The organism is Variovorax sp. YR566 (genome assembly GCF_051992195.1).
Lineage (GTDB): Bacteria > Pseudomonadota > Gammaproteobacteria > Burkholderiales > Burkholderiaceae_C > Variovorax.
Genome location: NZ_CP197092.1, coordinates 219,444 through 232,297 on the forward strand (window position 1 = coordinate 219,444; position 12,854 = coordinate 232,297).

Sequence of the window (12,854 nt, forward strand, 5' to 3'; positions counted from 1 at the left end):
TCAGTCGAACAGCAGCGCCATCACGTACTCGTCGACGTAGTTATCTTCGCCGGCCCGCTTGTAGTACTTGCGCAGCGTACCTTCGCGCTCGAAGCCCAGCTTCTCGTAGAAGCGCAGCGCGGGCGCGTTGTCGCTTTCGGCGAAGAGTTCGATGCGCTTGACGCCGGCAGTCTTCAGTGCGTCGATGGCCTCGCTGACCATGGCGAGCGCAACGCCCTGGCCATGGAATGCGGGATCGACAGCGAGCGTACCGAGGCCGGCCACATGCTGAATGCGACCCGGATAGCGCGTGGCGCGGTAGAAGCCGGCGATGCGTCCTTCGCGTTCATAGACATAGAAGCACCGGGTGTCGAGCAGTGCCTGGTAGATGGCGCGAAAGTCTTCGATCGGCATCGGGTCGTAGCCGAGGAAACGCACGACCTTCTCGTGCATGTAGAGGGCAAAAACGGCGTCGATGTCTTCGGGTGTGGCCAGCCTGCGCATGATGATGGAATGCTCCCGGTGCGATGAGAGCGCCGAGCATACATAGCGAGGCCGTCAGGCGAGCAGTACCGCCGAAACTCCCAGCAAGGCCAGCTGTGCGCACCAGGCCCATCGCAGCCGCAGTTGCGAGTCGAGCACGGCGCCAATGGACCAGAAGCCACCAACGGCCAGCGCAAGCAGTCCCAGTCCCGTCTGGAACGCGAGGTCGTCGGCGCGCCACAGAAAGGCCAGCGTCACGCCGACCCAGCACGCGAAGTGAATCGAGGCCGAAGCCACCTGCGGGCGCGTCAGCACCGGATCGTGAATGTGCATCGCTTCTTCCAGCGAAAAGGGTGCATCGGGAAACCGTTGCGCCACGTCGGCCGGCCGCCAGCCCGGCGGCTTGAACCACACGGCAATCTTGTCCTGCCAGCGCCGCGTGTACCAGGAGTCTCGCAACAGTGGCGCATACGGGCCGAGGATCGCGCGCATCGGGTCGAAGCTCGCAAGCGTCTTGCGCGTGCCGTAGACGCAGCGCTCTTTCTCTTCGGCGAAGGTGCCGAACATGCGGTCCCACACCACGAGCATGCCGCCGTAGTTGCGGTCCACGTAGCCGTCGTTCACCGCGTGATGCACGCGATGGTTCGACGGTGACGAGAACACGCGGTCGAACCAGCCGAGCTTGCCGATGTGCTCGGTGTGGATCCAGAACTGGTAGACCAGCACGATCAGCCCCGCAAGGCCGAACTGCTCGGGCGGCACCCCCACCACCGCCATCGGCAGGTAGAAGGCCCAGCCCAGAAAGGCCACGGTGCTTTCCTGCCGCAGCGCAGTGGAAAAATTGAAGTGCTGGCTCTGGTGGTGCACCGAGTGCGCAGCCCAGAACACGGCCGATTCATGGCCTGCGCGATGCAGCCAGTAGTCGAAGAAGTCGAACAGCAGCACGGCGACGATCCAGCCCACAACGCTGTCCCAGAAGCTCGGCCGCGTCCAGATCGCGACCAGCGGATAGACCATCGCGTAGAGACCGATCTGGAACAGCTGCGTGCACACCGACAGTGCCTGGCTCAGCAGCCCTTGGCTCAGGCTGCCGAGCGTGTCGCTGAAGCGGTAGGTGTTGCGCCGCTTGAGCCAACCCCATGCGAACTCGCACGCCATGAGCAGCGCGAACACGGGCACGACGAAAACAACCAGCCGGTGCACCGCGTTCGTTTTTCAGGAAGGGTTCAGCGAATCTTCAGCGTCAGGACGCGCGGCCGGCCACGATGACCGCGTTGGTGCCGCCAAAGGCGAAGGAATTGGACAGCACATAGCGGATGCCCTTGGCCTCGCGCGCCTCGCCTTGCACGAAGTCGAGATCGAATGCGGCATCAGGCGTCTGCAGGTTGGCGATGGGCGGCAGCGTCTCGCGCGCCAGTGCGCGCAGCGCTGCAACGAGCTCGATCGCGCCACCACCGCCGAGCACGTGGCCGTGGATGGCCTTGGTCGCGCTGACCGGTGTGTGGTTGCCGAACACCTCTCGGATAGATTTGGCTTCGGCCGCATCGCCTGCGGAAGTGGCCGTGCCGTGCGCGTTGATGTGGCCGACGTCAGAGGCTTCGATGCCCGCGTCGCGCAGTGCGGCGCGCATCGCGCGCACCTGGCCCGGGGCGTCGGGGTTGGTGATGTGTGTGCCGTCGCAGTTGGTGGCGTAGCCCGCAAGCACGAAGGGCGCGGCCTCGGCGCCGCGTGCGGCTGCATGCGCTTCGGATTCGAGCACCAGCGCGGCCGCGCCTTCGCCAATGGCAAAGCCCGCGCGGTCACCCGAGAACGGGCGGCAGGCCGAAGAGGGCGCATCCGCCGGCGGCGGAGCCATTACGCGCATCGCGTGCCAGCTGGCCATCACGCCTGGCGTGAGCATGGCGTCGTGGCCACCGACGATGGCAACGTCGATCCAGCCACCGCGAATGGCGCGCATCGCCTCGCCAATGGCCACGGCCGAGGAGGCGCAGGCACAGGCGTAGGCAATGGCCGAACCGCGCGCGCCGAAGTGCAGCGCGAGTTCGGCCACGGCGGCGTTGGGCATCACGGTGAGCACTGTCGTCGGGCGCATGCGGCGCTGTTCGCCGTAGAGCGCGCTGGTGGTGTTGTCGAAGGTGCCGGCGCCCGCGAGGCCGCTGCCCCAGAAGATGCCGAGGCGGTCGCGGTCGATGGTGTCGAGGTCGAGCCTGGCTTCGCTGGCGGCGTCCTGTGCGGCGGCCAGCGCCATGGCGGTGCCGCGGTCCAGCGGCAGGCGCGAGGTGCTGCGCACGCCGTTCGAGTCGAAGTCGCAGGCGGCAACGGCGAGCAGCATCGGGTCCATGCCCTTGATCTCCAGCGTCTGCGCGCGCACGGCCGAGCGACCCGCGAACAGCGCCTCGTCGAAGGCTTCGACGGTGCGGCCGATGGGCGTGACGAAACCGATGCCGCTCACGCGCACCGGCGCGGAGGCGGCGCGTGCGGCCGAAGCGGCGAGTGCGGCGTGGGCTGCACCGCTGCTCATGCGGTGGCTTCGGCGGGCTGGGCGGCGGCTGCGCTGCCGGCACTTTCCGTGTCGATCACTTCGCACAGGCGCTGCAGCGTGATGCCGGCTTCGCGCGGGTCAAGGCGGTCTTCGGGAATGCGCAGGTGGAAGGCGTCTTCGACGGCAAAGACGAACTCCATCAGCGCGAGCGAGTCAAGGCCGAGGTCGGACAGCGCGGTGTCCGGCGAGATGGCCGAGCGCTCGACGCGGAAGTCGGTTTCCAGGATCGCGGCGATGCTGTTGAAGGTGGGCGAAGAAGCGTTGGAAGAAGACATGGAAATGCTTTCCTTTCGGGCGTGATCGAACGTTGTCGAAGGTGTCAGGCGTACAGCGGATGCTCGGGCATCGTGCCATGCGCCACGGCATCGACGAACGACACTGTTTCGCGCACAACCTGTTGACGATCGTTGTCGATTGTGATCATGTGGTAGCTGTTGGCGACCACCACAGTGCGGAAGGCGCGGCAGCGCAGGCCGCGCGCGAGGATGTCGAGGTTGGCCACGCTGGCCACTTCGTCCTGCTGGGCGTGCAGTGCGAGCACGTTGTCGCATCGCACGCTGTTGAGGTTGCGGCGCACGTGGCGGATGAGCCGGTCGTGCTCGCGCAGATGGCCCACGCCGATGACGGAACTGCCGGCGCGCGAGACCTTGCGGTGGCGCAGCTCGCGCTCGATCCAGGCGCGCACGCGTTCGTTCTTCACGCCGTAGGGCGGGCGTTCGCGGTATTGCCAGAGCCGGCCGAGCGGCGTGTAGAAGGCCAGCGGCAGCAGGAACTGCGTGCGTGGAATGGCCCAGCCGTCGAAGCGCAGCGTGGTCGACATGAGCACCAGCGCATCGACTTCGCTGCCGCAGCGGATGGCCGCGCCAAGGGCCAGCGAAGAGCCGGCGGAAATGCCGACCAGCATCACGCGGTCGTGCTGCGCGCGCAGTGCCTTCACCTGCGCCTGGATCGCGTCGAGCCAGCGTTCGTACGGCGCCGCGCGCTGCAGCGGCGCATTGGCGTCGAACGAGTAACCCTCGATCGACAGCGGGTGCACCGAGTAGCCGCGGCTGCGCAGGGCGGACTGCACGGTCAGCAACTCGTCAGGCGTGCTGCATAAACCATGCAGCAAGACCACGGCGGTGCGTTCCACCTCCGGAGGCACCAGGCTCAAAAGATCGGAGGGTTCACGCGCGCTCATCGTGTGGCGTCGGCCATGAAAATGGCCCGTATTTCATCTTGCTGTCGTATGCTCATGTTGCGTTTATCGCTTGGAGCGACTGACCGGCCGCTGACCCGTCGTTCGCAAGGCAGATCACCCCCAACCACTCAATAACCATGCGAATTCTGCTTGTCGAAGATGACGCCGTTCTGCGCGATGTGATGGTGCGCAGCCTCGCGGATGCCGGCCATCGTGTCGACGTGTCGACCAACGTCGAAGATGCCGATCACCTGTGGCGCGTGCAGCCCTTCGATGCCGTGCTGCTCGACCTCAACCTGCCGGCCACCGCGAGCCCGACCAGCGGCCTCGCAAGCGGCCTCACCGCGCTGCGGCAGGCACGAGCGCGCGGCGACCGCACTCCTGTGCTGGTGCTCACCGCGCGCGGTCGCACCGAGGAGCGCATTGCCGGCCTCGATGCGGGCGCCGACGACTACCTCGGCAAGCCCTTCGACCTGGCCGAGGTCGAAGCCCGCCTGCGTGCGCTGGTGCGCCGCGCCAAGGGCACCGAAGACATCGTGCTGCTGGGCCAGCTGAAGCTTGACCGCAAGGCACGCCGCTTCTCGACCGCGAGCGGTCCGCTCGACCTGCCGGCGCGCGAGTTCGAGGTACTGTGGGAACTCATGAGTCCGCCGGGCCGCACTGTGAGCAAGCGTGCGCTGTCCGACAAGCTGTCGAGCTTCGACGAATCGCTCGGCGACAACGCGCTCGAGGCCTTCATCTCCCGCCTGCGCAAGAAGCTGCAGGGCACGGGCGCGAGCATCCGCACGCTGCGCGGCATCGGGTATCTGCTCGAAGCCGAGGTGTGATCCGCGCGTGACCGAGCCGCAGCAACAGCCGACTGAAACGCAACCCGCGGCCATCGTGCGTGCGCCGTCGCTCACGCGGCGCGTGCTGCGCAACGTGCTGGTGCCGCTGGCGCTCACGTGGATGGTCGGTGCTGTCATCGCGCTGGTCATCGCCAACTACTTTTCCGAGCAGGCCTTCGACCGCGGCATGCTCGACGATGCCTATGCGCTGTCCGCCAACGTGCAGGCGGGTGAGCGCGGCATCGAACTGCTGCTGACGCCGCGCGAAGTGGCCACCGTGCTCTTCGACCAGGTCGACAAGGTGTACTTCGCGGTGCAGCGGCTCGACGGCTCGTTGATTTCGGGGCAATCGGGCCTGCAGGCGCCGCTGCCGGTGGACGGCTCGCGCTACCGCTTTTCCGACATCCGCTATGAAGGCGGCACGCTGCGCGCGGTGGTGCTCGAGCATGACGCCGAGCCCGACATCAGCATGCCCTACCGCGTGATCATTGCGCAGACCACGCTGAGCCGGACCGCACTGGTGCGGCAGCTGCTGGGCTATGCGCTGGCGCCGCAGATCGTGCTGCTGATCCTGCTTGCAGTCTGGCTCTGGTACGGCATTCGCAGCGATCTGCGCCCGCTCGCCGACCTGCAGCGCGCGCTCGACAGGCGTGACGTGCGCGACCTGTCGCCGGTGGCGGTGGCACAGACTTCGCGCGAGCTTCAGCGCCTGGGCAATGCGGTCAACTCGCTGTTCGAGCGTCTCGGCAACAGCGTGCAGGCACAGCGCGAGTTCGTGGGCAACGTGGCGCACGAGCTGCGCACGCCATTGGCCGGCATCCGCGCGCTGGCCGAGTACGGGCTCGCGCAGCAGGACACCAACGTGTGGCGCGAGCAGCTGGAGCGCGTGTCGGAACGGCAGGCGCGCGCCAGCCACCTGATCGACCAGTTGCTGGCGCTGGCATTGGCCGAGGAAGCGCGCACCGAGCTCAAGCGCGTGCCGGTGCGGCTCGACGTGCTGGCCGAGCAGACGGTGCTGCGGCACCTCGCGCGTGCCGATGCACGCGGCGTCGACCTCGGCGCGCGCGGCCTCGACGACGGCGTGGTCGTGCATGCCAACGAGGCGCTGGTGGAAGGCATCCTCGACAACCTGATCGACAACGCACTGCGTTATGGCGGGCGCACCATCACCGTCGAGCTCGCGGGCCGCACGTTGAGCGTGATCGACGACGGGCCTGGCATTCCGCTCGAAGCCCAACGTGCCCTGATGCAGCGCTGGGCGCAAGGGCCCGCGGGCGAGAAGCTCGGGCAGGGCTCGGGGCTGGGGCTGTCGATCGTGTCACGCTATGCGGAGTTGCTGGGGGCTGAGCTGCGGCTTGAAGCGGCCGAGCCCACCGGCCTGCGCGTGAGCGTGGCGTTCGGCGAGGCAATCTAGAGCGTTTGGAGCGGTGTGCCCTGGTGGAACGCCATGCGCCAGCGGCCGGCGCGGCGTTGCCACAGCGAGCTGCGCAGCGAGTCCGCGGCGGGTCGCTGCGCAATGGCTTCACGGTGTGCGCGATAGGTGACCAGCGCCACATCGGGTGCCATGCGCAGCACGCGAAAGTCCGACATCGTCCGCTGCGAAAACGCCTCGTCGCGCAGCGCTTCGATGATGGCGGCCCGCGTCCACACCGTGCCCGAGACGCCCAGTTCATGGAAGTCGTCGTCGAGCAGTTCTTCGAGTCGTGCGGCGTTTGTGCGCACCTCGCGAAGATGCAATGCGCCTTCGAGTTTCAGCAGCAGTGCGTCGAGATCGGCGGTCGGTGCGGCCTCGTAGAGTTCGAGCGGAAGGCCGTCGGGGTCGGCGAAGAAGGTGAAGCGCCGGCCCGTGAATTCATCAGTGCGCAGTGGCTCGACCGCAATGCCCTGTGCTGCGAGTTCGTCGGCCGCGGCCTGCACGTCGGGCACCTCGAAAGACAGGTGCCGCAGTCCTTGGGCCTCGGGCCGGGTGAGGCGCGGGGGTGCGTCGGGAAAGGAGAAGAGTTCGATCTGCGAGCCGTCAGGCAGTGCCAGGTCGAGCTTGTACGAGTCGCGCGCGGCGCGGTAGTTTTCGGCGATCACGCGCAGGCCGAGCACCTCGGTGTAGAAGCGCTTAGACACTGCGTAGTCGGCGCAGATGATCGCGACGTGATGGATGCGGGCCAGCTGCATGGCGGTCACTTCAATGGCTTGCGCAGGAAGACACGAGTGCGCTCCGCGAAGGCGAGGCGCTTGTATTCGACGTAGCCGATGCGTTCGTAGAGAGCTCGGTTCTCGGTCATCTTCTCGTTGGTGAAGAGGTAGATCGAGTCGTGGCCTTGCCGCAGTGCTTCCTGTTCGGCGAGCTCAAGCAGGGCGCGGCCCACGCCGGTGCCCTGGTGTTGCGGCAGCACCGCGATCACGTCGATCAGGAAGCCTTCGTCGGTAGTGTCGAGCACCAGCGCGGCGATGGTCTCGCCATGCTGCGTGGCGACCCAGACCTGCGCATTGGCGATGGCCGCGCCGTAGTCCCTGGTCATCGGAATCGGCGTGAGGCCCAGGCGCGGAATGTAGTGGCTGAAGGCTTCGACGGCGCAGTTGGCGACGGATGTTGCATCGCTCTCGGTGGCGCGCCTGATGGTCCACGTCGTCATGCGTCGAATTCCACTTCGCCTTCGATCTCGACCGGTATGTTGAACGGCAGCTCGGCCATGCCCACCGCGCTGCGCGAATGCGCGCCGATGTCGGGTCCGAAGAGCTCGAGGATGAGGTCCGAGAAGCCGTTGATCACCGCTGGCTGTTTGTCGAAGCCGGGCGCCGAAGCGACCATGCCGAACACGCGTGTCCAGGCCGTGATGCGGTCGAGATCGCCGAGCGCGCGCTGCAGGCTGCCGAGCATCGCGAGCCCCGTGAGACGTGCGGCGGTGTAGCCCTGCTCGACGCTCAGTTCGCGGCCCAACTTGCCAAGCGGCGCGGCGATGGTGCCATCGGCATTGAGCGGGCCGTGACCCGAGATCAATGCGCGGCGGCCGACGATGCGGATGAATTGAAAGGGCAGCACGACGCCAGGTGGCGGCGTCACTGTCGGTGGAAGAACGAGGCCGAGCGCGGCCAGTCGTTGCTCGATGCGGGCCATGGCATTTCTCTCCTGGGGCGGACACAAAGCGTCCGCCGCATCTTGCCATGGCCTTTTCCGGATTACGCCAGTGCGGGGTAGTCCGTGTAGCCCTTCGCGCCACCACCGTACATGGTGGCCTTGTCGAGCTCGTTGAGCGGTGCGTTCTCGCGCAGGCGGCGCACGAGGTCGGGGTTCGAGATGAAGGGCTTGCCGAAGGCCACGAGGTCGTCGCCTTCCTTCAGCGCTTCTTCGGCCAGCGGGCGGTCGTAGCCGTTGTTGACCATCCATGCACCCTTGCCGCCGGCTTCGCGGTAGGCGGCCTTCAGCGCTTCGTAGTCGAAGGGCCGGTCTTCGATTTCGCGCGGGCCACCGGTGGCGCCTTCGATGATGTGGATGTAGGCGAGGTTGAGCGTGGCGAGTTGCTTCACCACGTAGGTGAACAGCGGCTGCGGGTTGCTGTCGTGCACGTCGTTGGCCGGCGTCACGGGCGACAGGCGGATGCCGGTCTTGCCGCCGCCGACGGCGTCGACCACGGCACGCGCGGATTCGAGCAGCAGGCGGGCGCGGTTCTCGATGCTGCCGCCGTAGTCGTCGGTGCGCTTGTTGCTGCCGTCTTTCAGGAACTGGTCGAGCAGGTAGCCGTTGGCGCCGTGCAGTTCCACGCCGTCGAAGCCGGCGGTCTCGACCGCGCTGCGCGCGGCCACCGCGTAGGCGTGCACGATGCCGGGCAATTCGCCGGCGTCGAGCGCGCGCGGCTCGGAGGTCTCGACGAAGGTGGGCACGCCTTCCTTGATGAGCACGGTCTTGGTCTTGGCGGTGATGGCCGAGGGGGCGACGGGCTTGCCGCCACCGGGTTGCAGTTCGGTGTGCGAGACGCGGCCCACGTGCCACAGCTGCACGACGATCTTGCCGCCCTTGGCGTGCACGGCGTCGGTCACGCGCTTCCAGGCGTCGAGCTGCTCGGTGCCGTAGAGGCCGGGCACGTCGGCATAGCCCTGGCCCTGGTGGCTGATGGCGGTGGCCTCGGTGATGAGCAGGCCGGCACTGGCGCGCTGGGCGTAGTAGGTGGCGGCGATGTCGGGTGGGATCGCGTTCGGCGAGCGGTTGCGCGTGAGCGGCGCCATCACGATGCGGTTGGCGAGCTTCAGGTCGCCGGCCTGGACGGGGTCGAAAAGGGTGGACATCGTGCGATCGAAAGCAAAGTTGAAAGAGGCGCAAGGCTAAGCCCCCGGCCTCAACCCTGCTGTCGCACGGTTGTCCCGATTGGTGCTAGGCAAGCAACGCCAGCAGCGCGGGGCTTGCGCGCAGGGGCATGGCCAGCAGGATCTGGCCCATGCCCTTGCCGAGCGGGTCGTTGCGCAGCGAGGCCATGCCGCCGCCGCCCAGCGCCTGCTCGCAGACGAAGTTGAAGGCGCCGATGCCCGGCACCTCGTAGCGCGTGACGCGGCCCTTGACCAGGTGCGCGAGCCATTCGGCCACGCGCGCTTCGGTGAGCTGTTCGCGCAGCAGCGGCAGCAGGGCAGGGTGGCGCGCGATGACGCCGATGTTCGATGTGTCGCCCTTGTCGCCGCTGCGAGCCCAGGCGAGGCGTATGAGAGGTACCTCGATGGCGTCAGGGGCCAGGGGTGCTTCATGCGTTTCTGGCGCTCTGGCAGGCGATGGGATGGGGGCTGACGCGGAAACCTCGCTGCGCGGAACATCGACGCGTTCCCCATCGATGGCCACCGTGGCCTCGACCCGCGACTTGTCGAGCAGGAACGCGTATTGCCGGATCGAAGGCGACACCGAGGCGCGTCCACCGCCCGCACCCGTGGTGCCTGGCGCCCACGACGTGCCCGCCGGTGCGACCTCGCGTGCGAACAGCTCCAGCGCTTCCTTGCGCGGATGCGTCACCGCGAGCCGCAGCACTGCTTCGCGCGTCTGCAATGCCTGCGCATGCGGGCCGTAGCAAGACTCCGCGCCCAGCACTTCGAGCTGCGTGCCGCTGTACGGCCCGAAGCCGTATTGCGAGAACAGCGTGCCCGTGCGCGCGAGGATGGCTTCGCCCGTGCGCTTCGCCTTGGCCGCCGCTTCGAAGCCCACGATGGTGAGCTGCGCCGCCGTCTTGAAGCCGTCGACATACGTGGCGCTGACCTTGTAGCTCGCGGTCGGTGCATGGCCGCGCGCGCCGTGCACCCGCACGCGGTGCTCGCCGGCCTGCTCGATGCGCACCTGCGTGAAGTCGGCCACCACGTCGGGCAGCAGGTACGCCGCGGGGTCTCCGATCTCGTAGAGCATCTGCTCGCCCACCACCGCGGGTGTGAGTTTGCCGCCGGTACCCTCCGGCTTGGTGACGACGAAGCTGCCGTCGGCGCTGCACTCGACGATGGGGTAGCCGATGTTCGGCCAGTCGGGCACGGTGTCCCAGTCGGTGTGCAGGCCGCCCGTGGCCTGGCAGCCGCATTCGATGATGTGGCCCGCGAGGCTGCCGGCCGCGAGCAGATCGAAGTCGGCCGGCTGCCACTTGAATTCGTGCATGAGCACGCCGAGCGTGACGGCGGAGTCGACACAGCGGCCGGTGATGACGACCTGCGCACCTGCATCGAGCGCAGCCTGTATCGGCCGTGCGCCGAGATACGCGTTGGCGGTGAGCACGCGTTCGGGCAGCGCGGCGCCGCTCTGCAGTTCGCGCAAGGGTGGTTGTGCCTGGCGCAGTTGCGGCAGCAGCGGGGACACATCGTCACCGCTCACCACGGCGATCTTCAATGCGATGCCCTGCTCGGCGGCCAGCGCGGCGAGTGCGTCGGCGCAGCCTTGCGGGTTGACGCCGCCAGCGTTGCTCACCACGCGGATGCCCTGTTTCACGGCGTCCTTCAGCACGGCCTTCATCGCGACGGAAACGAAGTCGGTTGCGTAGCCCAGCTCGGGCTTCTTGAGCCGGGCACCCGCGAGGATCGACATGGTGAGTTCGGCGAGGTAGTCGAACACGAGGTAGTCGATCTGCCTGCTGCCCACGAGTTGCGGCGCGCCCACGCTGCTGTCGCCCCAGAAGCCCGATGCGCCGCCGATGCGGACGACGCGTTCGTTGTTGTTGCTGCTGTTCATCGGCCACTCCATTGCGGCTTGCGCTTCTCGCGGAAGGCGAGTTGTCCTTCGGCGGCGTCTTCGGTGAGTGCGAACAGGCCGATCTGGCTTTCGGTGAAGGCCATCGATTCCTCGAAGGCCATCGCCTCGATCTTCTTCATTGTGTAGAGGCCGCGGCGGATGGCGGCGGGCGACTTGTCGAGCATGCGGCCGAGCAGCCAGTCGACGCTTTCGTCGACGTCGTCGCTCACGCGGTTGACGAGATTCAGTTCGAGCGCCTGCGCGGCGGTGATGGGCTCACCGGTGATGCACATCTCGGCCAGCACGCGGCGCGGCAGCAGGCCGCCGAGCACGCTGAGCACCTGTGCGGGAAAGAGGCCGACCTTCACCTCGGGCAGGCCGAACACGGCCTGGCTGCTGGCCACGGCCATGTCGCACATCGCCATGATCCCCATGCCGCCGGCCATGCATGCGCCGTTGACGCGCGCGATCAGCGGCACGGTCGATTGCCGGGCCTGGCGGAACAGGTTGGCAAAGCCCTGGTAGGGCGCGGCGTAGTCGAACTTGAAGGAGGTGCCGCTCTGCAGGTCGGCGCCGGCGCAGAAGGCGCGCGTGCCGGCACCGGTGATGACCACGGCGCGCACGGCGGCGTCGTTGTTGGCGCGGGCCAGTGCGTCGCTCAGGCCGGCGAGCACTGCGCCGTTGATGGCGTTGCGGCGCTCTTCGCGGTCGATGGTGAGCCACATGACGGGCCCGCGCATCTCTTCGCGCAGTTCGACGGGGGGCGGGGTTTCGGGCATGGCGCGGGTTCCTTCTTCGGTCGTCTGAAGTTCTGCCCGTAGCGTGACCCGAAAAAAAAGCCGCATCGTGCGGCTTGTGGCTGAAGCAGTCCGGGTTTTCCCCTGGAGGGCATCCGGCCGCTTCAATGCTTCTGCACGCTTTCGCGTGCTTCGGCTTACTTCAGCAGGCCTTCGGCCTTCATTGCATCCTGCACCGCGGGGCGGGCGCCAACGCGTGCGTGCCAGGCCTGGACGTTGGGAAAGCCGGAGATGTCCACGCCCGTGGGCTTGGTCCAGTTGGTGACGGTGAACAGGTAGCCGTCGGCCACGCTGAAGTGGTCGCCCATCAGGTATTGCTTGTTGGCCAGTTCGCCGTCGAGCCATTGGAAGCGCGACTTGAGCTTGTCCTTGAAGATGGTCTTGGCTTCTTCGGGCATGTTCGGGTTGAACAGCGGGCTGAAACCCTTGTGCACTTCGGTGCCGATGAAGGTCAGCCACTCCTGCAGGCGGTAGCGCTGCAGGGTGCCGGCTGCGGGCGCGAGGTTCTTGATGGGTGCGAGGTCGGCGATGTACTGCAGGATGGCCGGGCCTTCGCGCAGGCGGGTGCCATCGTCGAGCTCGAGCATCGGCACGTAGCCCAGCGGGTTGATGCCGTAGTAGTCGGTGCCGTCCTGCAGCTTGTGGCTCTTGGTGCTGGCCAGCACGGGTTCGACGGCGATGCCTGCTTCGTGCAGCGCGATGTGGGGCGAGAGCGAACAGGCACCGGGCGAGTAATACAGCTTCATTCGAAAAACTCCAATGGATGACGAGGTTGATTGATTGTTGTGGGAGACCGCAGCGGATGCTAGCGGGTTTGGCTGCCTCGCGTTTTTGTCCTACGGCCGCACGCGCGAGGCGACTATCGGGC

The 12,854-nt window shown here is 67.2% G+C and carries 14 protein-coding genes; 2 read left to right on the forward strand and 12 right to left on the reverse strand.

Annotation, left to right across the window (positions count from 1 at the left end):
• The 5 genes from ACTG4X_RS01080 to ACTG4X_RS01100 are packed head-to-tail and all read right to left on the reverse strand — an operon-like array spanning position 1 to position 4,184.
• Positions 1-483 (reverse strand): N-acetyltransferase family protein, encoded by a 483-nt coding sequence (locus ACTG4X_RS01080; protein WP_440533093.1) that lies wholly within the window; start codon positions 481-483, stop codon positions 1-3.
• A gap of 54 nt (positions 484-537) precedes the next feature.
• On the reverse strand, positions 538-1,665 hold the full coding sequence (locus tag ACTG4X_RS01085) for a sterol desaturase family protein (protein ID WP_440533094.1): 1,128 nt from the start codon (positions 1,663-1,665) through the stop codon (positions 538-540).
• Positions 1,666-1,705: 40 nt separating this feature from the next.
• Complete coding sequence (locus tag ACTG4X_RS01090) at positions 1,706-2,983, reverse strand: beta-ketoacyl-[acyl-carrier-protein] synthase family protein (RefSeq protein ID WP_440533095.1); 1,278 nt, start codon at positions 2,981-2,983, stop codon at positions 1,706-1,708.
• Complete coding sequence (locus ACTG4X_RS01095) at positions 2,980-3,279, reverse strand: acyl carrier protein (protein ID WP_093057120.1); 300 nt, start codon at positions 3,277-3,279, stop codon at positions 2,980-2,982. The genes ACTG4X_RS01090 and ACTG4X_RS01095 overlap by 4 nt, the downstream gene beginning before the upstream one ends.
• A 44-nt stretch (positions 3,280-3,323) precedes the next feature.
• On the reverse strand, positions 3,324-4,184 hold the full coding sequence (locus ACTG4X_RS01100; protein ID WP_307614826.1) for an alpha/beta hydrolase: 861 nt from the start codon (positions 4,182-4,184) through the stop codon (positions 3,324-3,326).
• A 137-nt stretch (positions 4,185-4,321) separates the two neighbouring features.
• Here ACTG4X_RS01100 and ACTG4X_RS01105 point away from each other — a divergent pair, with 137 nt between their 5' ends.
• Complete coding sequence (locus tag ACTG4X_RS01105) at positions 4,322-5,011, forward strand: response regulator transcription factor (protein ID WP_093057118.1); 690 nt, start codon at positions 4,322-4,324, stop codon at positions 5,009-5,011.
• 7 nt (positions 5,012-5,018) lie between these two features.
• Positions 5,019-6,425, forward strand: a complete 1,407-nt coding sequence (locus ACTG4X_RS01110; RefSeq protein WP_176928844.1) for a sensor histidine kinase — start codon at positions 5,019-5,021, stop codon at positions 6,423-6,425.
• Here ACTG4X_RS01110 and gloA2 read toward each other — a convergent pair.
• From gloA2 to gstA, 7 genes are all read right to left on the reverse strand, one after another.
• Positions 6,422-7,180 carry an SMU1112c/YaeR family gloxylase I-like metalloprotein gene (gene gloA2, locus ACTG4X_RS01115; RefSeq protein WP_440534351.1) on the reverse strand — a complete coding sequence of 253 codons (759 nt, stop codon included), beginning with the start codon at positions 7,178-7,180 and terminating at the stop codon, positions 6,422-6,424. The two genes, ACTG4X_RS01110 and gloA2, sit on opposite strands and share 4 nt — an antisense overlap.
• A 5-nt stretch (positions 7,181-7,185) precedes the next feature.
• Entirely contained in the window at positions 7,186-7,641 is a 456-nt protein-coding gene (locus ACTG4X_RS01120) for a GNAT family N-acetyltransferase (protein ID WP_440533096.1), read from the reverse strand.
• Positions 7,638-8,123 carry a RidA family protein gene (locus tag ACTG4X_RS01125; RefSeq protein WP_093076486.1) on the reverse strand — a complete coding sequence of 162 codons (486 nt, stop codon included), beginning with the start codon at positions 8,121-8,123 and terminating at the stop codon, positions 7,638-7,640. The genes ACTG4X_RS01120 and ACTG4X_RS01125 overlap by 4 nt, the downstream gene beginning before the upstream one ends.
• Before the next feature lie 62 nt (positions 8,124-8,185).
• On the reverse strand, positions 8,186-9,289 hold the full coding sequence (locus tag ACTG4X_RS01130; RefSeq protein ID WP_093057115.1) for an alkene reductase: 1,104 nt from the start codon (positions 9,287-9,289) through the stop codon (positions 8,186-8,188).
• 85 nt (positions 9,290-9,374) lie between these two features.
• Complete coding sequence (locus ACTG4X_RS01135) at positions 9,375-11,189, reverse strand: acyclic terpene utilization AtuA family protein (protein ID WP_440533097.1); 1,815 nt, start codon at positions 11,187-11,189, stop codon at positions 9,375-9,377.
• Entirely contained in the window at positions 11,186-11,968 is a 783-nt protein-coding gene (locus ACTG4X_RS01140) for an enoyl-CoA hydratase/isomerase family protein (RefSeq protein ID WP_440533098.1), read from the reverse strand. The genes ACTG4X_RS01135 and ACTG4X_RS01140 overlap by 4 nt, the downstream gene beginning before the upstream one ends.
• A gap of 155 nt (positions 11,969-12,123) precedes the next feature.
• Positions 12,124-12,732: a glutathione transferase GstA gene (gene gstA, locus ACTG4X_RS01145; RefSeq protein ID WP_093076490.1), complete on the reverse strand. Its 609-nt coding sequence runs from the start codon at positions 12,730-12,732 to the stop codon at positions 12,124-12,126.
• Positions 12,733-12,854 lie beyond the last annotated feature (122 nt).